The sequence below is a fragment of the Sandaracinaceae bacterium genome, from assembly GCA_016706685.1.
In the GTDB taxonomy this organism is placed as follows: domain Bacteria; phylum Myxococcota_A; class Polyangia; order Polyangiales; family Houyiibacteriaceae; genus JADJJE01.
Genome location: JADJJE010000004.1, coordinates 150,423 through 172,010, shown reverse-complemented (window position 1 = coordinate 172,010; position 21,588 = coordinate 150,423). Strand labels below are relative to the sequence as shown.

At 69.6% G+C, this 21,588-nt stretch carries 16 protein-coding genes; 9 read left to right on the top strand and 7 right to left on the bottom strand.

Annotation, left to right across the window (positions count from 1 at the left end; all coding sequences use genetic code 11):
* Positions 1-15: 15 nt before the first annotated feature.
* Genes IPI43_08555 through IPI43_08545 form a run of 3 tightly spaced genes read right to left on the bottom strand, consistent with a single transcriptional unit; the run spans position 16 to position 5,574 of the window.
* On the bottom strand, positions 16-1,449 hold the full coding sequence (locus IPI43_08555) for a hypothetical protein (GenBank protein MBK7774178.1): 1,434 nt from the start codon (positions 1,447-1,449) through the stop codon (positions 16-18).
* Positions 1,436-2,815: a proton-conducting membrane transporter gene (locus tag IPI43_08550; protein MBK7774177.1), complete on the bottom strand. Its 1,380-nt coding sequence runs from the start codon at positions 2,813-2,815 to the stop codon at positions 1,436-1,438. The genes IPI43_08555 and IPI43_08550 overlap by 14 nt, the downstream gene beginning before the upstream one ends.
* Positions 2,812-5,574 (bottom strand): DUF2309 family protein, encoded by a 2,763-nt coding sequence (locus tag IPI43_08545; GenBank protein ID MBK7774176.1) that lies wholly within the window; start codon positions 5,572-5,574, stop codon positions 2,812-2,814. The genes IPI43_08550 and IPI43_08545 overlap by 4 nt, the downstream gene beginning before the upstream one ends.
* A 203-nt stretch (positions 5,575-5,777) precedes the next feature.
* On the opposite strand from IPI43_08545, the gene IPI43_08540 reads away from it, so the two are divergent.
* The 4 genes from IPI43_08540 (at position 5,778) to IPI43_08525 (ending at position 11,896) form a co-directional block, all read left to right on the top strand.
* Positions 5,778-7,223: a HAMP domain-containing histidine kinase gene (locus tag IPI43_08540; protein MBK7774175.1), complete on the top strand. Its 1,446-nt coding sequence runs from the start codon at positions 5,778-5,780 to the stop codon at positions 7,221-7,223.
* A 48-nt stretch (positions 7,224-7,271) separates the two neighbouring features.
* Positions 7,272-8,675, top strand: coding sequence for a hypothetical protein (locus IPI43_08535; protein ID MBK7774174.1), 1,404 nt, complete (start codon positions 7,272-7,274; stop codon positions 8,673-8,675).
* Between the two features lie 131 nt (positions 8,676-8,806).
* Entirely contained in the window at positions 8,807-10,495 is a 1,689-nt protein-coding gene (ffh, locus tag IPI43_08530) for a signal recognition particle protein (protein ID MBK7774173.1), read from the top strand.
* 6 nt (positions 10,496-10,501) lie between these two features.
* Positions 10,502-11,896, top strand: a complete 1,395-nt coding sequence (locus IPI43_08525) for a carbohydrate-binding family 9-like protein (GenBank protein MBK7774172.1) — start codon at positions 10,502-10,504, stop codon at positions 11,894-11,896.
* Positions 11,897-11,906: 10 nt separating this feature from the next.
* Here IPI43_08525 and IPI43_08520 read toward each other — a convergent pair whose 3' ends face one another.
* Together IPI43_08520 and IPI43_08515 are read right to left on the bottom strand one after the other, a co-directional pair.
* Positions 11,907-13,475, bottom strand: coding sequence for a hypothetical protein (locus IPI43_08520; protein ID MBK7774171.1), 1,569 nt, complete (start codon positions 13,473-13,475; stop codon positions 11,907-11,909).
* 177 nt (positions 13,476-13,652) lie between these two features.
* The gene (locus tag IPI43_08515; GenBank protein ID MBK7774170.1) at positions 13,653-14,465 is read right to left on the bottom strand and encodes a hypothetical protein; all 813 of its coding nucleotides are present in this window, start codon (positions 14,463-14,465) and stop codon (positions 13,653-13,655) included.
* Between the two features lie 302 nt (positions 14,466-14,767).
* Between IPI43_08515 and IPI43_08510 the strand changes: the two genes are divergently transcribed.
* A complete protein-coding gene (locus IPI43_08510) occupies positions 14,768-16,078 on the top strand; it encodes an AAA family ATPase (protein ID MBK7774169.1) in 1,311 nt (436 codons plus the stop codon).
* Complete coding sequence (locus tag IPI43_08505; protein MBK7774168.1) at positions 16,075-17,322, top strand: hypothetical protein; 1,248 nt, start codon at positions 16,075-16,077, stop codon at positions 17,320-17,322. Before IPI43_08510 ends, IPI43_08505 begins: the two co-directional genes overlap by 4 nt.
* Before the next feature lie 41 nt (positions 17,323-17,363).
* Here the strand turns inward: IPI43_08505 and IPI43_08500 are convergent, their stop codons facing one another.
* On the bottom strand, positions 17,364-18,191 hold the full coding sequence (locus tag IPI43_08500) for a hypothetical protein (protein MBK7774167.1): 828 nt from the start codon (positions 18,189-18,191) through the stop codon (positions 17,364-17,366).
* A 91-nt stretch (positions 18,192-18,282) separates the two neighbouring features.
* On the bottom strand, positions 18,283-18,867 hold the full coding sequence (locus IPI43_08495) for a DUF1905 domain-containing protein (GenBank protein MBK7774166.1): 585 nt from the start codon (positions 18,865-18,867) through the stop codon (positions 18,283-18,285).
* A gap of 60 nt (positions 18,868-18,927) precedes the next feature.
* On the opposite strand from IPI43_08495, the gene IPI43_08490 reads away from it, so the two are divergent.
* From IPI43_08490 to IPI43_08480, 3 genes are read left to right on the top strand one after another with little or no spacing between them, the layout of a single operon-like run.
* Positions 18,928-19,353, top strand: a complete 426-nt coding sequence (locus IPI43_08490) for a VanZ family protein (GenBank protein MBK7774165.1) — start codon at positions 18,928-18,930, stop codon at positions 19,351-19,353.
* 57 nt (positions 19,354-19,410) lie between these two features.
* Entirely contained in the window at positions 19,411-21,126 is a 1,716-nt protein-coding gene (locus IPI43_08485) for an acyl-CoA dehydrogenase family protein (GenBank protein MBK7774164.1), read from the top strand.
* Positions 21,123-21,581, top strand: a complete 459-nt coding sequence (locus tag IPI43_08480) for a hypothetical protein (protein MBK7774163.1) — start codon at positions 21,123-21,125, stop codon at positions 21,579-21,581. Before IPI43_08485 ends, IPI43_08480 begins: the two co-directional genes overlap by 4 nt.
* Positions 21,582-21,588 lie beyond the last annotated feature (7 nt).

The window sequence follows — 21,588 nt, the reverse complement described above, 5'->3', positions numbered from 1 at the left end:
TCACCGCGGCGAAAGTCAGCGGGTGGGATGGGCACCCGCTGGGGTAGAAATGGGGTCAGACTCGGCCGGTTCGCCTCCGTCACGGGACGCCGCCTGCTCGCGCAGTTGATGCGCGACGCTCTGTGGCATGAGGCCGCCAGCGAGGAGCAGCACCGCAACGGCCACCAGCACCCACTTCTCCCGTGGCAGGGCGTCGGGCACACGAATGGACCGCAGCGCGCGAGGCCGCGGCCCGAGGAAGATGCGGAACGCGAGGAACAGCACCGCGTACCCCAACAACGAGACTCCGCCCAGGAAGCCGAGCAGCAGCAGCGGGTGGTGCGCGATGGAGCCGTGGAGCGTCAGGTCCTCGCTGATGAAGTCGATGGTGCCGGGCAGGCCGACGCAAGCGAGTCCGAACAGCAAGAAGCCGGCGCCCAGAGTGGGCATGGCGTCGTGAAGGCCGGAGTGCTGGGTCAGGTCGATGTCGCCCCGCCGTGTCAGCAGCCCCCACACCACCACGCTGAAGCCGGTGAGCGCGAGCGTGCTGGCGGCCCACATCGCGAGCCCACCCATGTGCCCGACGGGGTTGGGATCGAGGACAGCGAGGAAGATGGACGAATGCAGACTCACGACGAACCAACCGAGTGCGCGGCGAAGGCGGGTCTGCACCAGGACCATCCCGGCCGCAAGCGCGGACGAGAAGACGAGCAAGGTGGCCGATGGCCCCGGAACCTCCCCGAACGTGGCGGCCAGGCTCGGGGCGATCACGCGCTCGACGACAATCAGCGCCGGCATGGGCACAACGGTGACGATCAGCGGCCCGAAGGGCGCGTGTTCGAAGAGGCCCACCAGCCACGTGTGGAATGGAAACACCCCCAAACGAAGCGCCAGACCGAGGACCACCATCCCGAGCGCCCACGGGTGCTGGACGACCACCGACGGGAGGGACCCGAGCACCGTGGTCCCTGCCGCTTCAGAGAGCACCGCTAGCCCGGCACCCACCAAGAGCACGCTGAGCAGCTGCGAGTAGCGCGCGAGGCGCCGTGTCCGGAACTCGGAGAAGAGCAGCAAGGGCAAGCCGGCCAGCACGTAGCCAATCATCAAGGACAAGACGCCGTGACTGAGCAGCATCCAGCATGCGCCCGCGTACGCGGTGAGCACCGCGCCCACATGGTGCCGTGTGAGGTCGCGTTCCGGCAGGGCCGCGAGGACAGCCAGCACCGCGCCCGAGGTCGCCAGTAGCAGGGGGCGTGCGACCGCATCGAGGGCCAGCCCCGTGTGCGCCGCGTCGAGTCCGACCTCGTCACCCTGCACGAGCAGCCAGGTGAAGGTCAGCGCTGTGAGGATGGGCGACGCAAGCACGAAGGGCCGGTGGGTGGCGAACCTGGGCCAACACCAGAAGCCCACGGCGGCGGCGATGGGCAGACCCAGAGCGACCATGAGCAGCACCTGTTCAAGAAACGCCACGGTTCACCTCCTCGTCTCCCACGACCCGAGCTTGCTCGGCGGACGCGCGGTCGATGGAGGGTCCGTCCAGCAGCGTCGACGCCTTGCGGTCGAGGTGATCCAGCGCGCGCAGCGCCGATGCCACGCGGCTGACCACAGCCGTCGCCAGCTCGTCCAGGTACCAGCGCTCCAGCGTGACGCGATACAGCGCGTCGCGAACGGCCAGAGGGAACCTGCTGCGGGCTGGCCCAACGCCCGCGTACGTGTGCTGCCGCTGCACCTCCTGCCGTAGGCGCCAGTCCCGCAGGTAGGAGGGCGCACGCAGCAGCTCCCACGTCCGTAGGGTGGCGTGGCCCACGATGTGAACGAGCGCGAGCGTGTGCAGCCCAAGACCGAGCTCCACCCAGATCAGGCTGACTTGAGCCACGCTCGCATAGGCGAGCTTGCTCTTGATGTCGTTCTGGGCGCGGCCCACCGTGGTGGCGTGCAGCGCCGTGATCGCTCCTGTCCCTACGATGACCGCACGGGCGACGGGGGCCGCCTCCAACAGCGGCGCGAGGCGCAGCAGCAGGAAGGGCCCAGCGTGGATCGAGAGCGCACCGTAGAAGATGGCGCTCGACGGTGTGGGCCCCTCCATGGCGCGTGGGAGCCAACCCGTGAACGGCAACATGGCGGACTTGCCCATGGCGGCCACCACGAACAACAACGCGATGCCGTTCACGGCGAGCGGTGACCGCTCGACCGAGAGCTGCGGGAACGCCTCGGCAAAGACGCTGGTGTGCACCAACTCGTGGAAGAGCACGACCCCGGCAAGGAACCCGACGTCGCAAGCACGGTACACCGCGAAGGCGCGCAGCCCGTGCCGCACAGGCGCCTCTCGGCGATGGAAGAAAGCGATGAGCAATGCCGAGGAGAGGCCCACCAGCTCCCAGCCCCCGAACACGATATCGAGGCTGCCGCCGGCGGCGATGGCGAGCATGCCCACCGCGAAGAGCAGCAGCAGCAGAAAGAAGCGCGCGAAGCCTGGTTCACGATGGAGGTAACGCCCCGAGTAGACCGACACGAGGATGATCAGCGATGTGGTCAGCATCATGAACACAGCGCCCGGCAGGTCCAGCAGGAGCACCGACTGGAGCGAGTACCCGGGCACCGAGAACCAGGCACCGAGCGGGACACTGAGGCCCCCATGGGTCAGCGGTTCCCACGCGCTCACCACGGTGGCGACGCTCGCGAGGAGCGAGAGCCACAGCGCGCCGGTGGCGAGGCGCACGACAGTACGCTCCTCGCGGCGGCCAGGCAGGGCCGTGAGCGCCGCGAGAAGTACGAACGCCGCCGCTGGGATGGCGAGCACGGCAACGCCGAACACCATGGTGGGGGTGAAGTTCATGATGCCACCGCCCTGGCCAGAGCAGGCGCGCGACGCTCGAAGCGACCATGGCGGAAGACATGGATCGTGCGCTCCGTAGGGTGCACGAGGGCCAAATGCACCCACTCGTTCTGGACGACCTGTGCGATGGCAGGGTTGCGGTCCATGGTCGCCATCATGGCTGCCGGTGTGGTCTCCACGAGGAAGAGCAGCCGCATGGGCTCGTGTGCCTCCACCGCCTGCCACGGAAGGCCCGTGCGGAGATCGCTCGCGTGGCCGTCCATCACCCCCAGCATTCCCGTCAAGTTGTGGGGCAGCTTACTGCCGGCACCATAGCGCTGTGGATCGACGAAGGAGAAGTAGTAGTCGAAGCTGATGTCCGAGCACACCGGGATCACGGCGGACAGCAGTCGCAGCAGGAGGTCACCTTCCTCCGCACTCGGATCGTAGGACACCAGGAACGCGCGGCGGTCGAGGTCGAGCCCTCGCGTCCAGCTACGACGCCCCACGACGCAGACGGCGCTGCGCGCGTGCCCCAATTCGGGGCGCGGCTGTGCCAGATCCTCTGCCCGAGCCTGCACGTGTCGAAGGGCGGCGATCCCCTTCTTCCCAACGCCAGTCGCGAACGTGCGACACCGCTCTTCGGCGTCACGAATGCGTGCTTGATCGAGCGAAGCCACCAGCCGGGCGAGCGGTTCCCGGTGCGTCTCTGGCAGTAGATCGAGATCGGAGAGCACGATCTCCTCATCGGCGGTGTCGTGGTTTCCTCCCACGAACCAAGTGTCATCGGGGATGCGCACACCATGCTGCTCGAGCAGCAGTACACGTACCTCCGGCGCATTGGCCATCTGGGCGAACGCCCTCGCGTTGGGTCCGCCATGTCCTCCGGCGCACGCGCCGCAGTTGTAGGCTGCTGCCTGGGGATTGTTCTCGGAGTGCGAGCTGTGGCCCAGGATGAGCACCAGCTTCGCCAGCCTCGGGACGATGCCCATCGGTGCCAACAGCCCTCGCACGATGTCCGCCATCTCCTCGTGGCTGAAGCCCAGAGCGAGTCCGTCCTCTTGCTCGTCGCTGGTTCGCAGCAGCGCCAGGCGCGTCACCTCACGCGGCCCACGAGTGGGCGACCAACGCGCACGCCAGCGGGGCGCCAGGACCCCAGCGGACATCGGCGCGAGCGCCGCCGCGCCCGCCAGTGCGACCAGAGCGCCCCGCACGAGCGTGTGCGAGGACTTGGCCCGGCCGAGGCTCGGCACACGGACGCTAGCGAGGCCACGCGATCCACGACCGCCAGCGGCGAGTCCCTCACGGACCTTGTGACGCGGCGTGACCACAGGGGGGCAGAGCGGAAACGCCTCGCGCTGTCCGAGCCCTTGGTAGGCCATGGCCACCCCGAAAAAGCCAGCCGCAGCGTAGGTCTCCACATCGGCGTCGACCGCCTCGAGGTGCCGGCGAAGCGATTCCTCGCGGTCGTCGATGCAGCACACGACCTGGGCAAGAGCACGTGAGCGATCCGTACGGTTCACTGTCCCCGAGCCACCCTCGAGCGAGGCGAGGTGGTCCTCTACCTCGTTGAGGACCTGCTCCTGGTAGTGCCGCTCATAGGCGAGGTGAAACCATTGCAGTCGCGACACCTCCGGAATCCCATCCCACGCGTCCCAGAGATCCACGATCTGGGCGACCGTGAACGCCGCCACGCCCTGGGCGTCGACGCCCAGCAGCTGAAAGAGACGAAAGAGGCGGAAGACGACGACGGCGTCGGGGAGCGTGATCACAGGGCTCGACTGGAGCGCGGGGGGCTCTTCTGTGCGTCGCGCGGCGACCTTGAGCAGCAAGGAGACAGCGAGAAAATCGAGCAGCCGAGCAGGCGGTGGGCTGCTCATCGGAAGCTCGTCTGGACGGCCCTCTGCCCGCGCGAACATTCCGGCCCAACCGGGCAGCTCCAGGAGGGTGGCGCGGGTGTAGTGCGCGCGCTCCTCCTCCGGGACGCCGAGCACGTCCATGCACCGGACGACGCATGCGTGAGCGTCTTCACTCGGTGCCTCGGCCGCGACGTGACCCGCGACGCTCAACAGGTCGGCCTTGGACTCACGAAAGGAAAGAGACGCTGCGCGGAAGGCGTCGAAGAACCCACGATCACGCCGCGGCTGCGTCAAGTCCGCCATGCCGCAGTCGAGGAACGCGGCGGACCAACGGATGAGCTTCGCGCGACGCAGTTCCTCGGCAGCAGAGCGCCGCTGGCGCAGTGTCCCGTGCCGATCGGGCTCGACGGTCAGCTGAAGCGCAGCACGCGCGGTCCGAAAAGCAGTGCCCGTCGCGGTGAACAACGCACGCACCTGCTCCCGCTCGGGCCTTCCGGCCAGCAACCGTGAGCGAATCTCATGAGGCAGACCCTCCCGCAGACGGTCGAGCGCGCCACCCTCGCTGAGTTCGAACTCGACCGACGGCTGATCGACGATGTCGGGCCCGAAGCGCAACGCCAGCTCTGCCAGGCGTCGCCGCGAGACACCAGGCACGACGAGCTCGTCGGCCACCGCATGGGAGAGAACATGGTCCAGGTCGTCGAGCGTGATGCGGCCGGTGCTCAAGCAGGCGCGGTACTCAGCCTCGGGCATGTAGGAATGAGATCCGTACAGCTCAGCGGCAAGCGCGAGCGCGTCATGGAAGCGGTGAGATTGGAACGCCTGGAGCACGTTGAAGTGAACGAAGCGCTCCAACGGCTTCTGCGGCGGCAGGTAGTACCGGGCGTGGTCCAGCGCAGCGTCGAGGTCGAACCGGCTCATGTCGTTGACTCGACCGCGGTCGGGCGGGAGGAGGCGGTCTTGCGAAGGTAGGCGGCCATGGTGCTGCGGGACGCCCAAGCAAGTGACGGGCCAATCTATTGAGTGCCCAAATTCATGGCATCGCGGGCGCCCTGGTGCCGCGTCCGGGTCACTCTGACCCAACCTCTCCTAGCGCGAGTCACGTTGACCCGGAGCAACCCTGCGTGGCAGCGTCGCCTGTGCGCTTGGCGCTGAAACTCACGCTCGTGCTGACAGCCTGGACGTTGCTCGTGCTGTCCGGCTACGGCTACCACCGCATGAAGCATGCGCTCGCCTGGGTGGAGGCAGACCTTCGCCGCGACGAGCTGCTAGTCGGCAGCGTCCTCCGCCCGGCGGTCGAACAAGCCTATGCGCGTGGCGGCCGCGTAGCCGCACAACAGGTGGTGGACGTCGCCAACCGCAGCGAGCGCTTGGTGCGCATCCACATCGCCGAACGTCCTGCCGAACCGCACCCCGCCAGCGAGCTGAGTGAGTACGAGTACCTCCCGAGCCGCGACGCTCCCGAGAGCCTGGTGAGCTACCTGCCGCTCACGCTCGAGGACGGCGCACCGCTGGCGTTGAAGCTCACGGTCAGCCTCGACGAGGAGCGCGTGCTCGCGCGCAACACGCTCGAAGACCTGGCGGTGGTGCTGTTGTTGATCGGCGTGTGTTCCTTTGGGCTGGCCACGTGGGTGGGCTGGCGCATCGTGGGTCAGCCGGTGGGAGCGCTGGTGACGCTGGCGCGGCAGGTGGGCGCAGGCCAAGAGCCGGGTCGCGTGACGCTGCAAGGGCGCGACGAGCTGGTGGACCTGGCCAACGAGATGAACCGCATGGTGGAGCTCCTGGGAGCCAGTCGGCGCCGCGAGGTGGAGGAAGCCGCGCGCGCGGGCCAGCTCCAGGAGCAGCTGCGCAACGCCGACCGGCTAGCCACGATGGGCATGCTCATGGCGCGCGTGGCGCATGACGTGGGGACGCCCCTCAACGTCATTGGCAGCCGGCTCGACCGGGTGCTGGCAGGCCGGGCCACGGGGGACGCCGCGCTGCGCGACGTGCGCATCGCCAACGAGCAGACCGAGCGCATCACGGCCGCCATCCGGTCGCTCTTGGACTTTGCGCACCGTGCCGACGTGGCCCAGAGCGAGGTCACCACAGAGGAGCTGCTGCGCCGCGCGCGCGAGCTGCTGGTCACGCTGGCCCGCGCCGGCTCGGTGAAGTTCGTGACCGACGCGAGCGATACGCCGGGGCTGACCGTGCGAACGGTCCCGCAGCTGGCCCTGCAGGCGCTGACCAACCTGTGCGTCAACGCCATTCACGCCTCGCCGAGCGGCACCGAGGTGGTGCTACGCGTGGACCTCCCGCCCGGCGTCGAGCCGCCCGCGTCGGCCCTCGCAGCGGCCGGCCCCTTCGTGCGCTTCTCCGTGGAGGACCACGGTCCCGGCCTGCCCGAGGGCAAGCAGGACCTGGTGTTCGAGCCGTTCTTCACCACCAAGCCCATCGGCGAGGGCACGGGCCTCGGCCTGCCCATCGCGCGCAGCATCGCCCAAGACCTCGGCGGCTGGCTCGAGGCGCACCCAGTCACGCCGCACGGCACGCGCTTCGACCTGTACCTGCCCGTCCACGGGCGGAGCTGAGCGCGCCACGCCACAGACATTCGCGCTCCGACATGGCAGCATGTGTCCATGACGACGCTTCGCCTGAGGCACGGTTGGTTGCTGACAGCCTTATTGGTCGCTTCGCTCGGGGCCGCGAGTGGCTGCGGCTCGAACGCGGGTCCCTCGCGCGACGCGGGTGCCACCGACGGAGACACGCCCGACGGAGGGACGCAGGACACGGGCGTGGTCGACGCGGGGCTGGACTCCGACAACGACGGCGTGCCGGATGATCAGGAGGTCATCGACGGGACGGATCCCAACGACCCCGACAGTGACGACGACGGCCTGGACGACGGCGACGAGGACAACCTGGGCACCGACCCGAACGACTCGGACAGCGACGACGACGGTCTGCTGGACGGCGACGAGGTGGAGCTCGGCACCGACCCGAACGTGCCGGACAATGCCTGCGGCGAAGCGTCCAGCATGTCGACCCTGGTGCGGCGCCCGGTGGACGTCATCATCGTCATCGACAACTCGTCCAGCATGGACCAGGAGATCGCGGGGGTGGTGAGCAACATCAGCGAGAGCTTCGCGGACATCCTCGACACCAGCGCCATCGACTACCGCATCATCTTGATCTCGTCCCACGGACCTCCGGACGTGGACCCGAGCGGCCCGGCGGACGACCTGATCTGCATCACGGCGCCGCTGAGCACCACCGACTGCAACCCTGCGCCTGCGCAGCCCGGCAACACGGAGCGCTTCCGCCACTACAGCGCCGCCATCGACAGCGAGGACTCGCTGGCCCGCGTGCTGGCCACCTTCGCCGTGGCCGACGAGTTCAACCTGGCGCCCACCGGCTGGGGCGCGTGGCTGCGCCCCGACGCGCAGCGCGTCTTCCTCGAGATCACGGACGACACCTCCAACATCACCGCCAACGCGTTCCGCACTGGGCTGTACGCGCTCCCGGGCACGCCCTTCGGTACGAGCGAGGCCCCCAACTTCGTGTTCCACAGCATCATCGGCGTCGTGGAGAAGGCCGACCCGACGGAGGCGTACGCGCCCAACGAGCCCCTGGTGACCGCCGAGTGCTCCACTGCGGCGGACCTCGACAATCGTTACCAAACGCTGAGCATCGACTCCGGCGGGCTGCGCTTCCCCGTGTGTCAGACCGCCAGCTACGACGCGGTGTTCGAGCGCATCGCCGAGGGCGTGGTCATCGGCAGCCAGGTGGAGTGCACGTTCCCCTCCCCCACGGCGGCCATGAACACCGTGCTGGACTTCACGCGGGTGGTGGTCACGTACCTCCCCGGCGTGGGCGCCAACGAGACGCTCACGCGCGTAGCCAACGAGGCCGCCTGCGTGGATGGCGCGTTCTTCGTGGACGGCGAGACCGTGGAGCTGTGCCCCGCCACGTGCGACCGCATCAAGCTGGACCCCGCCGCCGAGGTCGAGGTCGACGTGGCCTGCGAGTTCGACTTCGGGTGAGCGGCCCGGGGCGGGGCGCCCTTGCGTTGCGCCAGCGCGCCCCCCCGTGCTACTCCGCACCCCCAATCTCGAGACCCGTCCGCCACTGTGGACGTCGCGCTCTCGGGCCCCAGAACGACGCGACGAAACCCATGTTTGAGACCCTCACCAAGGGCTTCCGGGCCGCCCGAAATCGACTCGCGGGCGTCACCGAGCTGACCGAAGAGAACATCGAGCCCGCCCTGCGGGACGTGCGCTTGTCGCTGCTCGAGGCCGACGTCGAGTTCAACGTCACGAAGCGCTTCCTGGCCCGCGTGAAGGCCGAGGCCATCGGCCAGGTCCAGCAGGTCGAGGTCAAGAAAGGCCAGCAGAAGCTACGCGTGGGCGCCGCCGAGCGCTTCGTGAAGATCTGCCAGGACGAGCTCGAGGCCATGATGGCGTTCGAGGGCGAGGCCGTGGTCTTCGCCCCGAAGCCGGCCAACACCGGCATCATGATGGTGGGCTTGCAGGGCGCCGGTAAGACCACCAGCGCCGCCAAGCTGGCCCGCCTGCTCGAGGCCGAGTTCGGTCGCAAGGTGCTGCTGGTGGCAGCCGACGTGGCGCGCCCCGGTGCCATCGAGCAGCTGAAGGTGCTGGGCGAGCGCATTGACGTGCCCGTCTTCTCCATCCCGGGCGGCATCCCGCTCGAGATCTGCAAAGAGGGCTGGAAGCACGCCAAGAAGATCAAGCGCGACACCGTCATCTTCGACACGGCCGGTCGCTTGGCCATCGACGAAGCGCTCATGAAGGAGCTGGCGGACATCAAGGCCGCCGTCGAGCCGCAGAACATCTTCATGGTGGTGGACGCCATGATCGGTCAGGACTCGGTCAAGACCGCCAAGTCCTTCCACGACCAGCTCTCGCTCAGCGGCGTGCTGCTCACCAAGCTGGACGGTGACGCGCGCGGCGGCGCGGCCCTCTCCATCAAGGAGGCCACCGGCGCCAGCGTGCGCTTCGTGGGTATGGGCGAAGAGCTGGACCGGCTCGAGGTCTTCCGCCCCGACGGCATGGCCAGCCGCATCCTCGGGATGGGCGACGTCGTCGGCCTGATGAAGGACTTCGAGAACGTCGTCGACCAGGACAAGGCCGAAGAAGACGCCCGGCGCATGCTCGAGGGGCGCTTCACCTTCGACGACTTCCTCCAGCAGATCGAGATGATCCAGAGCATGGGTCCGCTGCAGGAGATCTTCGAGAAGATGCCCTTCTTCGCGGACTCCATGCCGGAGGGCTTCCAGGTCGACGAGAAGGAGCTGGCGCGCACCAAGGCCATGGTCAACTCCATGACCCGCGACGAGCGCCGCGACCCGCTGCTCTTCCAGAAGCATCCGGGCCGCCTGGTGCGCGTGGCCAAGGGCTCGGGCCGCGAAGCCAAGGACGTTGCCGAGCTGATTCAGCGCTTCTCGTTCATGCAGAACATGATGGGCAGCATCGGCCAGCAGGCCGGCATGCTCTCCAAGATCCCGGGCATGAAGCAGCTCGCGCAGGCCAACCAGCTGCGCAACGCGGTGCGCACGGGCGGCATGGAGAGCAACCCCATGATGGCCAACCTGGCGCAGCAGCTGCTCGAGGCGGCCGTGGCCGAGGGCGGGCTGCCGGCTGGGCTGAGCGGCCTGCCTGGCATGGAGGGCCTCGCGGGGATGATGGGCGGCATGCCCGGCATGGGTGGCATGCCCGGGATGCCCCCGGGCTACACGCTGCCCGGCATGGGTCGCAACCAGAACCCGCGCAAGAAGGTCGACAAGGACAAGAAGAAGGCTGAGCGGAAGCAGCAAAAAAAGGCGCGGCAGAAGTCTCGAAAGTAGGCCGACATGGGGAAGTCATCGCGTGTTCGTGGGCTGGTGTCTTGGCTGTTGCTGTGGGGGGCGGTCGGTTCGTCCGCCTGTGTGGAGCGCTCCGAGGAGCTGAGCGCCGCGCAGCGTGAGCGGGTGCGCGCGCTGGTCTCCACCAGCCCCACCAGCCCCAGTCATCCCTTGGACATTGCGTTCGGCGAGAACGTGGAGCTCATTGGCTACGACGTGAGCGACGAGACCTGGACGCGCGGAACGGAGCTGGTGGTCACGTGGCACTGGAAGGTGCTGGGCCCGGTGGGCGACGACTACCGCCTGTTCACACACGTGGAGGCGCGCGGAATGGAGACGCTCAACCACGACAGTGACGGCGCCGTGCGCAGCCTCTATCCCCCCTCGCGCTGGCAGGCGGGCGAGTACATCCGTGACGAGCAGCGGGTTCACCTGCCGGCCGGCTGGTCCGCGAACGAGGCGGTCTTCTACCTGGGCTTCTGGCGTGGGAACGAGCGCCTGGCCGTCCGCCGCGGCCCGCAAGACGGCGACAACCGCGCCCGCCCCGTGACCATGGCCGTGACCGGCGGGACGCCCACGCCCACGGGCCCGCCGCCCATGCCCGAGCTGGTGGCCTCACGCGCGCTCCAGGCCATCACCATCGACGGCAACCTGCGTGACCCGGGGTGGATGGCTGCCCCGTGGTCCCCACCCTTCGTGCAGACCATGGACGGCGCCGCGGCACGTTTCGAAGCGCGCGCGCGCGTGGTCTACGACGACACCCACCTCTACGTGGCCTTCCAGGTGAGCGACACGGACTTGCAGAGCCCACACCGCAACGCCGACGACCACCTGTGGGAGCAAGACTGCGTGGAGGTCTTCGTCGACCCCGACGGCGACGGGCGCAACTACTTCGAGATTCAGGTCAGCCCGCGCGGCGTGGTGTTCGACACGCGCTACGACAGCCGCCGGCAGCCGCAACCGTTTGGGCACGTGGACTGGCAGAGCGAGGCGCAGACCGCCGTGGTGCTGCGCGGCACGCTGGATGACGAAGAGGTGGACGAGGGCTACCACGTGGAGCTGCGCATCCCGTACACCGCCTTCGCGGCGGGCACCCCACCGGCCACTCCTCCGGTCGCTGGCGGCACCTGGCGCATGAACTTCTACGTCATGGAGAAGTCGGCGCGCGGCCAGGACGCGGCCGGCTGGTCGCCCGTGCTGGTGCCGGACTTCCACGCCACGGACCGCTTCGGGCGTGTCACCTTCCGCGATCTGGCCCGCAACCAGCGCGCCAACCCGGAGCGTCCGTCGGTGGAGGCCACCGCGCAGGAGCTCGAAGCGCGCGGCCGTGCCGTGCAGGAAGCCGCGCAGCAAGCCGAGGCGGTGAACCGTCCGGGGCCCAACGAGCGTCGCCCGGCGCCCTGAGCCGGACCGGTCACGGTGGGCTGCGGCGCAGCACCACGTAGTGATAATCGGGGGCGTACGTCACGCTCGCGGTGACGCGGAATTCGTCTCGGACGAAGGGCATGCGCGCCACGTGCAGCTCCACGGGGTAGGCCGAGATGCCCATCAGGCGGCCGGCCTCCACCCGCGGCGGCGTGGTGGAGTGCAGCACGATGGCGTCCACGCCACGACCGCGCAGCAGGCTCTCCGGGATGCGCTTGCTCAGGTGGCCGCCGGGCAGCCGCGCGATCTCGAGGTCGGTGATGCCGCCGAGGTCCACCACCTGGAGGTCGCCCGCGTACGCGAGGTAGCCGATGTCCACCAGCGCCACGCGCTCCGCGCCGTGAAGGGCCGCTAGCACCTGCGCCGCCCCTCGCTCGCGGGCCGCGGGCTGACGCAGCAGCTCGGGCAGCGCGGCCGCCCCCGTGGCGAGCGGCAGGAGCAGCACCGCCAGCACAGCGGCCCAGCGGAAGCGAGGAAGCTCGGCGAGCCCGAGGCCCACGCAGCCCGCCAGAAGGGGAAGCAGCGGGACCAGCAGGCGTGAGGCAGGCATCCAGTCGCCACCGGCGAGGGCGATGCTCAGCAGGCCGACCCCCAGCACACGTATGGGCGCCCTCCCCCCGCGCTCCTGCTGCGGGTCATGTGGATGGTCGTCGTCCGTGAGCGGGGCCGCCTCGAGAGGCTGGTCCGTGCGCTGCGCTCGTGCACGGAGCCGCGCAATGGCCGCGATGGCCAGCGCCGTGAGGGCCCCTGAGGCGAGCAGGCCCTGACCCACGTAGAGGAGCCCGTTCAGGGGGTCACTCGGCTTCGCGAGCGCAGCCAGCGGAGCCGGGTGGCCGAAGGCGACGACACGCCAGACGATGACCAAGAGCGTGCCGACGCCCAGCACCAGCAGCGGCGCCAACCGCGCACCGCGCTCGCGCCGCTCCATGCGCATCAGCTCCCAACCCGCCATGGCCGCGAGCGGCACCAGCTCGGGGCGCAACCACGGCACGCTCGCGAAGGCGCCGAGCGTGAGCGCACGGCACAGGCTCTCCCACGGTCCGGCGTGACTCTCGACCGCCGCGTCCGGCGCTGGCCGTGCGGCTTCCCGGCTGCGGTGCGCGAGAAGACCGCGAGTGCACAGCGCGACTACGAGCAGCACGAACCCCGTCTCGAGGCCCGCGCCCGCCCACACGACCACGGGCAGCTGCGCGCCGAGGAAGAGCGCCGCGAGCGCTCGCGGTTGTCCACGCAGCGCCGCGAGAGTCAGCGTCCCGCCAGCCAACGTGAACAGGGACCCCAGCAGACGCGCCACCAGCGGCGTCGACCCGCCAGGCACCAGCAACGCCAAGAGGGCCCCCCAGAGCGGCGCGGTGACGCCATCTGCGGAAGCGCTTCCCTGGAACGACCAGCCCTCTCCGCGCGCGAGCCGTTCGGCCACGCGGAACACCACGAACGCGTCGTCGACCACGTAGCCGCCAGCCAGCACCAGGCCGCCCGTGGTCAGCAGCAGCCACAGCGGGATCGACCAGGCGTCCTTCGCGCTTCGCTCAGCTCCAGCCGTCGCGTCCACGGTCATCGACGCGCAGGGTACACGCCTCAGGGACATGCACAGCACCGCCCCTCGCGGCCCGCGTCATCTTCGCTGACGTGAGGAAGTCCTGGGCCCTTTGCGCCCGGATTGCTCTCCAGGCATGGTCACGCGCCCCCCGCACCGCAGCCCACGGAGCCCAGTGACGAACATGTGAGCCCCGCGTCACGCCCTGCGTCGACGGCCCACCATCACGCCCGCCATAGCCAACACCATGATGACCGGAATCGAGCGTGCGTCGCCCACCCGCACAGCACACCCGCTTCGCGGACCGCTCGCAGGTGTCCCGGCGTCGACCGGGCCCGTGCATCCATCGCCGAGCACGACGGTCTGAGAAGGCTCGCTGAGGTTTCCAAGATAGTCCTCCGCTACCACATAGTAGGTGCCGGGATCGAGACTCACCGTGCGTGGGGAGCCTGGCAAGCCTTGTACGCGGCCGCTGCATGTCTGGCGCGGGCCATACGGAAAGGACAAGGGAGCTGGCAGGTACCCCGCCACCAGCTCTCCGTCACGGTAGAGGTGATACCCCGCAATGCCAGCGTCGTCTGCCGCCTCCCACCCAGAGTCGTCGACGAGGATGAGGCGCTGATCGTAGGGTCCGCAGCACGCGGAGTTGTCGCACACGTCCGAGGTGCCAAAGGTGAGTGACGCCGTCCCGCTTCCGATCACCGGCGACGCCTCGTCCGTGGCGGTGCCGGTGCGAAACGAAGTGATCGCGATCGAGCCGCCGACGGGCGGCTCCTCGTCGCACCGAAAATCTCCCAGCATGAACTCGCAGTACAGCTCCCAGGTGAGGCGCAGCTCGTACACCGTGTCGCCCGCCAGGGGTGTGCCGAGGGTGCCCACGAAGTAGGGTGACTCTTCATCACGGAGGAGGGTCAGTTCCACCCCCGCGCCCCCCACGGAGACGAGCTCGGCGACGACGGTGCTTCGGTCCAGCACCAGGTCACGAACCCGAATGATCGCGTTCAGTGGCACTCCCGTCGCGTTGCTCGCAGGCACTGTCGAGATGCTTTCGTACTGCTCGAACGAGCATGCTGCGGCCGTCGTGGGCACGGCGCAGCTGCCCCCGATCACGAGCACCAGCCCGAGACGAGCTGTCTGAGAAAGAGTCTTGGTCAAACGCATGGCGGAGCATCCCCTCGGTGAATCGGATGCGCGCAGTCTATCACGTGCTTCACTCAGGGGTTAGACCCGCTCTCGCCATCCCCGTACCGGCACGAGTCCCTTTCGCGCCGCCTTCGAGCTGCGTCCCTCGGCGCTTGCGCTAAAGCAGTCCCGTGCCCAAAGCCGAGCCCCCCGAGACGCGCCCCCTCGCCATCCCCATCGGCCCTCGCCTCGAGGCGGTGCTCGAGGTCGCCTATCGCGCGCGCCGCGCCGTGCTCCTCGAGGGGCCCACGGGCATCGGCAAGAGCGAGATCGTCCGCCGCGTCGCGGAGCGACTCGGCATCGAGACGGTGGTGCTCGACCTGAGCTTGCTCGAGCCGCCGGACCTCGTCGGGCTGCCCATCATCGCGAGCGGCCGCACCACTTACGCGGTGCCCCGCATCCTCCCCGAGGGTGGCGCGGGCATCCTCATGCTGGAAGAGCTGAACCGCGCGGAGCGCTACATCCAGCAGCCCGCGCTCCAGCTCCTCACCGCGCGCAGGCTCCACGAGTACACGCTGCCCGAGGGCTGGGTGTGCTTCGCCGCCGTGAACCCGGAGACCGCCGACTACCAGGTGACGCCGCTCGACCGGGCGCTCCGCGCGCGCTTCATGAACCTCTCGGTGCGCGCCGACCGGGCCGCGTGGCTGGCCTGGGCGCAGGTGAGCGCCGTGCACCCCGCCATCATCGCGCTGGCGCAGTCGCACGAGCGCATCCTCGACGACGTGCCGCCGCGCACCTGGACGTACGCGTCGCAGATCCTCGACGCGCTCACACCGGAGGAGACCGCCGATGGCTCGCTCCTGCGCGACGCGCTCGGCGGTTACCTGCCCGCCACGTGGGTGGAGCTGCTCGCCAACGGCCGAGACAAGTGGTCCAGCCAGCTGCCCTTCGACGTGCGCGCGCTGCTGACCGACTACGCGCCGCGCTCGCCGCTCGCGCTCGAGATCAAAGGCTACCGTGAGCGCGGCCAGACCGACCGGCTCGACGAGCTGTCGACGCGGCTCGCGCGCCTGCTCGAGGGGCCCGAGGCCGGCGTGCTCGTCGCGCAGAAGCAGCTCTCGCTCGCCTCGTTCGAGGCGCTGCTCGCAGACCTCCCCGGTGACCAGCGCGAGCGGCTGCAAGATGCGCTCGGCCACAACCCGACGGCGACGTCACTCGTCGATGTGACGCCCGCCGAGCTGCTCCAGAACTACGCGGGGAGCGCTGCCGAGAAGAAGATCCTGGCGTGGAAGGCGGATCCGCTCCGGCAGCACCGAGCCGGTCTGGCGGTCACGGCGCTGCGCGCGCACCTCACACAGCAAGCCAAGGGCACCGACCTGCGGAAGAGCAACGTCGTCCGGACGTGCCTCGGACAGCTCTTGCCGCAGCTCAAGGAGCGCTGGGCGCTGCCGCTCGTAGACACGATGAAGACGCTCGGCATCACACCGATTCGCCCGCAATGAAGGAGCGGAGCGAGATCGACGCGTGGCTCGGAGCGTTCGTGCAGGCGCCAGCGTTCCTCGCGCGCTACCCGTTCTACGCCGCCATCCTGGGGCAGATGCAGCCGGTCGCGGATCCCTCGGTCAAGCGCATGGCCGTCTCGGTGAGCGCCGGCCGCTTCTACCTGCACGTCAACGTGGATGCCTTCCTGAGCGAGCCGCAGTACCTGCTCGGCGTCCTCCTGCACGAGGTCCATCACGTGGTCCTCGGGCACCTGACGCACCCGCGCTTCCACGGCGTCTGCGACGTCGACCTCATGGACCTCGCCATCGAAATGTCGGCGAACGAATACATCGAGGAGCCGCTCCCCGATCCGATCACGTGGCAGCCCTACGCCTCGCTCGGCCTGCGCGCGGGACAGAGCACCCTCGAACGCTATGAGCGCCTCGTCGACGGCAGCACCGCGAAGAGCGCAGGCGAGCTCGCCGACGACCACCGCTACCTGCGACGGGGCGACCCCGAACCAGGCGCTCTCGAGCAGACCCGGCAGCTCATCACACGCGCGGCGGCGGAGGCTCGCGAGCAACACCCCGGCGGTAGCGACCCGGTAGAGGGCCTGCTCTGCGCGGGGAAGGATCCCGGCAGCCTGATCGAAGCGCTCACCGGCGTGCTGGGCCGCGCCGAGCGCTTCCTCGACTGGAAGACGGCGCTCCGCATGTTCGCGGCGCGCGCACGGGCACCCGTGCACACCTACGCGCGCCCCAACCGCCGCTTCCCGGGCCGTGTCGGCGAGATCCCCGGCAGGACCTACTCCCCGCGCGTGCTCTGCAAGCCCCGGCTCCTCGTGGCAATCGACACCTCCATGAGCATGAGCCTCCCCGAGCTCGCCGAGGTGGCGCGTCAGCTGAAGGCGCTCTCCGAGCACGCGACACTGACCGTCGCGGAGTGCGACACACGCGTCGCGCGCGTCTACCCGTGGGCGGGCGTGCTCGAGGACGTGATGGGCCGCGGCGGCACCGACCTGCGGCCGATCTTCGACGACCCCGTCCTCGCCGCTCAGCGAATCGAGGGCATCGTGTACTTCACCGACGGAGATGGCCCCACGCCCGAGGCGCCGCCATTGGTCCCCTTGCTGTGGATCCTGACGAAGCCCGAGGCGTTTCCGTGCCCGTGGGGAGAGCGCGCGTGGCTGGGTCGGGAGCCTCGGCCACGCGCCGCTGCGAGAGGGTCGGCGGGCGTGCGCCGGACATCTAGGTCGACTCGATAGTCGGGCCCGGCGTGTGGCGCACGCCACGGCGCCGCTGGCAGTCAGGAGGGCGGCACGCCAGCAACCGGCAGGATGCCCTCGAAAGCACTGGTGTCCGGGCTGCCTTGGATGGTGATGCCTCGCACGAGCGCTTCGAAGTCCGCGAGGCCCGCTTCATAGCGCTCTGGCCGGTTCCAATAGCCCAAGAGCATGAGGACTGGCAGGGGCCCCGGCTGGCCATCGGTCGACCCCGAGTCGGTGTAGGGGGTGCGAACGAGGATGATTCGTGCTCGCGCCTCGCGCGCGGTGGGATCCATCTGCACCCGGTCGGCATCCCCCATTTCGAGGGTCGCCGCATGAGCGGCCATCCCGCTGATGAGCGCGGGGTTGTCGTCGACCCGAATCCCCGTGGAACCGAAGGACCGCCCAGACCCCAAGCCCCGGAAGGCCGCACCTCCGACGGCATCCAGATAGTCGAACAGCACGACGTCGATGTCTCTCCGCCCCAACAAGGTCGAGACCGGCACCGACTGAACCCAGATGACGCCGCCCGAAGCGTCATGGATGAGGCGCAGGTCATAGATGAGGTCCCAGCGACGCTTGTCCGGACGGTCATCCCCATCGAGGTCGAACACGTTCAACACGACATAGTCATCGGTGCGCTTCAGGCGCCAGATTCTCTGCTCGGAGTCGAAGTAGAGGTTGTCCGTGGTCCAGCCCGGAAGGAAGTCCCCCGGCGATCCCCGGTAGGCGATCCGAACGCCGCGACGTGTCTCGATGTACCCCCCAGCGGCACCATCCGAGGAGAGCGCCCCCGCATACCACTCGTTCATGCGGCTGGATGCACAGCCGGCCAGGCACAGCAAGACCACGAGTACCCATCGATGCATTCGACCCTTCTACCACAGGAGCCAGTGACGTCGCGACCCCGCTATCATCCGGTCGTGATGCGCGAAGTGCCGAGGCAACCACCGGTGCGTGTCAGCGCACGGCGAGCTTTCCGCTCTTCGCGAGGTCGGGGTCGGTGCAGGCCGCCAGGTTGAAGCAGCACGGGCGCCGCTTGCCGTCGCTCAGCTTCGAGATGCTGACCTCCACGCGCCGCTGCCGCGTAGCCGCGACCTTGGTCTCGTTGACCCAGCGCACCCACTCCCAGCGGGCCATCGGAGTGATGGTCGTCCACAGCTCGCGAACCTCGGTGGGAGCAGCGGACAGCGCCTTCTTCAGGTCCTTCGGGACCTCGGGCTCGGGCCATGCGGAAGACGGCTCCACCTGGACGCTGGCCGTGTCACCAGGACCGAGGCCGATGGCCGCCTGCAGCTCGGGGTCCAAGCTCATCCAGTGGCCGAAGTCGCCATCGGGCTCGACCACCGTCTGGAACGCGTGTCCCCCGACGAGCCCGTCCACGGCGACCTGTCCGCGCGAGGGGAGCTGCTTGCTGGCCGGGGCTGGCAACCGGAGGATGGCGCGGCCGACGCTGGTCGCTTCCACGGTGGCTTCGAAACGAACCGCGCCCTTGGGCTGCGGGGCGGCGGACTTCGCGGTGTTGGCTTTCTTCTTCGCGGCCATGGGCACGTTTTCGCACTTCGTGACGCTGAAGGGCACCCGGCAGGGTACGAATTGCAGACGATGACACGCCCCACCCACACGCTTCGATGGCTACTCCTGGGGCTCACCGTGCTTCTTCCCATCGTGGCGGTCACGCTTCCGCCCAGCACGATGGCCTGGCTCCGCAGTGACTACGCATGGATCGGTCGGCCGTTGCTCTGGCTCGATTCGAACTCGACAGCCGGGCTCGACCTGACCCACGTCGTCCTCTTCGCGGGTACCACGTGGGGCTTGGCGTGTCTCTGGCCACGCGCCCCTTGGTGGCGCTCGGCACTCTGCATGTTGGCGCTGAGCATCGTCACCGAGATCGTGCAGCACTGGGTGCCCGGGCGGACTCCCAGGCTCAGCGATGTCGTCGATGACCTGCTCGGAGTGGGGGCTGGCTTGGTGTTGGCGCTCCCGTTGAGGCGGTGGGCACGGCGAATGTCACCGACCACCGCTCCATAGGTCTTGGTCCACCCACGCGGCTGGCAGACAGCCCGTCGAGCAGGCATGGTTGCCGTCATGAGCGAGCGCCCTTCGAGCTTCATGCGGCCTCTCTTCGAGGGCGTCATCCAGGACGACTTGCTCGTGCCCTTCCCGGACATCGCGCCGGGGCAGCGCGAGGCGCTGGCGCACCTCGAGAGCCGCGTGCGCGACGTGGGCCGCAGTGCGCTGCAGAGCAAAGCCATCGACCAGGACGGCGGCATCTCCGCCGAGGTGCGGGCCAGCTTGGCCAGCGCCGGCGCGCTTGGCGTGACGCTGCCGAAGGAGCACGGCGGCGCGGGGCTCGCGCTGCCCGCCTCGGTGGCCTACTACGAGACCGTGGGTGGGCTGGACCTCACGGTGGCCGCAGCGCTGGTGGCGCACAACGGGCTGGCGGGCCGCGCCATCGCCCGTGGAGGGACTCCCGCCCAGCGGGCGGAGTGGCTTCCGCGGATGGCGCGCGGTGACGCCATGGGTGCGTTCGCGCTGGCCGAGCCGCTCACGGGCAGCGACGCGGCGGCGCTGGGCACGCGCGTGCTCGAGCGAGACGGCGTGCTGGTGCTGGACGGCACCAAGCACTACGTGACCAACGGCCGCTATGCAGACGTCTTCGTGGTCTTCGCGCGACGCGAGGACGAGCGCCCCGGCGAGCTGAGCGCGTACATCATCCCCAACGGCGAGGGCACCGCGCGCGGTCCAGCGCGTGGCTTCGTGGGCCTGCGCGGCGCGGGCCTCGGCGCCATCTCGTTCGAGTCGGTGCCGCTGGGTCCCGAGGCCGCCCTCGGACCCCGTGGCGAGGGCTTCCGGCTGGCCATGGAGACGCAAGACGCGGCGCGCGTGGAGCTGGCCGCCGCGTGCGTGGGCGCAGCGCGCGGTGCCCTCTCGCAGGCCGTGGAGCGCGTGTCGTCGCGGCGCGCCTTCGGGCGGCCCATCAAAGACTTCGGCATGGTGCAGTCGCGCATCGCGCACATGTCCTGCGCGCTCTACACGGCCAGCTGCGCCACCAAGCTCACCGCGGGCTGGATGGAGGCCCCCGGCGCGGCCGACCAGCCGGACTGCGGCATCGAGGCCGCCATCTGCAAGGTGCTGGCCGCCGAGATGTACCAGCAGGTGGCCATCTCCGCGCTGGACCTGGCGGGCGGCATGGGAACGCTCACGGACTACCCGTTCGAGCGCCACCTGCGCGACGCTCGCGCCATGATGGTCTACGGCGGCAGCCACGACGTGCTGCGCAGCTTCATCGCGCTGGCCGGCCTCGAGCGCACGGACGAGCGCGTGCACGCCCAGCCCTCGTCGCTGCGGGAGCGCGTGAAGGGCCTGGGGGTGGTGCGCGAGCTGCGTGCCCAGCGTGCCCGGCGCGGCTTCGCCCGCGAGCGCTTCGGCAGCGTGCACCCTGCCCTCGCCCGCGAAGGCGTCATCTTCGAAGAGCTGGTGGCGCGCTTCGGCAGCGAGACGGAGCGCATCGCCCGGAAGCACGGCGACGCGCTCGGGCGCCGGCAGTTCGTGCAGCAGCGCCTGGCCGACGTGGCCATCGACCTGTTCGGCGTGGCCGCCGTGCTGGCCGCCACCTCCCAGGCGGTGCTGCAGCGCGGTCCTGAGCGCAACCGCCACCAGCTGGACCTGGCCACGGCCTGTGTGGAGCTGGCGCGCGTGCGGGTGGGTCCGGCCCTGGACCACATGGACCGCGACGCCGACGAGCTGCTCAAGCAGATCGCGGCCAGCGTGTGCGAAGAGGCAGCGCTGCGCTCCTCATGACCAGCCCCCGCCGGCATCTTCGTGGTAGACGCGGCGGGCTCACGCGCGCCGTGCTGCTCACGCTGTGGCTCACCCTGCTGGCCAGCGCCGGCTGCCACGAGCTGGGCAACCCGGTCACCCGCGCCACACAGCGCACGCCGTTCCCGGCCGAGCCGCCGCACCAGACCATCACCCGTGTCACCTACGCGCACGCCAGCGAAGCCGTGGCCTGGCGGCGTCCGCCCGCGCACGCCCTCGATCGCGGGCTGCCCAACGCCCGCTACATCGCGCGCATCGACGTGGAGCACCCGCCGGGCCCTGCCGGTGGGCGCGTGCGCCTGGCCACCACGGTGGTGTTCCAAGACGGCACCCGGCGCACCATCGAGTGGCTCGCGCCCTCGGATGCCACCGTGTGGTCGGCCGATGTGGCCCTGCCCAGCCAGCCCGCGCGCGCCCTCACCCAGGTGCTGCGCTGAGCAGCAC

Bases quoted from the DNA above. Each gene is read 5' to 3' on its own strand.
- IPI43_08550 (MBK7774177.1), bottom strand. From the start codon at position 2,815: ATGAACTTCACCCCCACCATGGTGTTCGGCGTTGCCGTGCTCGCCATC.
- IPI43_08545 (MBK7774176.1), bottom strand. From the start codon at position 5,574: ATGAGCCGGTTCGACCTCGACGCTGCGCTGGACCACGCCCGGTACTAC.
- IPI43_08535 (MBK7774174.1), top strand. From the start codon at position 7,272: ATGACGACGCTTCGCCTGAGGCACGGTTGGTTGCTGACAGCCTTATTG.
- ffh (MBK7774173.1), top strand. From the start codon at position 8,807: ATGTTTGAGACCCTCACCAAGGGCTTCCGGGCCGCCCGAAATCGACTC.
- IPI43_08525 (MBK7774172.1), top strand. From the start codon at position 10,502: ATGGGGAAGTCATCGCGTGTTCGTGGGCTGGTGTCTTGGCTGTTGCTG.
- IPI43_08520 (MBK7774171.1), bottom strand. From the start codon at position 13,475: ATGACCGTGGACGCGACGGCTGGAGCTGAGCGAAGCGCGAAGGACGCC.
- IPI43_08505 (MBK7774168.1), top strand. From the start codon at position 16,075: ATGAAGGAGCGGAGCGAGATCGACGCGTGGCTCGGAGCGTTCGTGCAG.
- IPI43_08500 (MBK7774167.1), bottom strand. From the start codon at position 18,191: ATGCATCGATGGGTACTCGTGGTCTTGCTGTGCCTGGCCGGCTGTGCA.
- IPI43_08495 (MBK7774166.1), bottom strand. From the start codon at position 18,867: ATGGCCGCGAAGAAGAAAGCCAACACCGCGAAGTCCGCCGCCCCGCAG.
- IPI43_08490 (MBK7774165.1), top strand. From the start codon at position 18,928: ATGACACGCCCCACCCACACGCTTCGATGGCTACTCCTGGGGCTCACC.
- IPI43_08485 (MBK7774164.1), top strand. From the start codon at position 19,411: ATGAGCGAGCGCCCTTCGAGCTTCATGCGGCCTCTCTTCGAGGGCGTC.
- IPI43_08480 (MBK7774163.1), top strand. From the start codon at position 21,123: ATGACCAGCCCCCGCCGGCATCTTCGTGGTAGACGCGGCGGGCTCACG.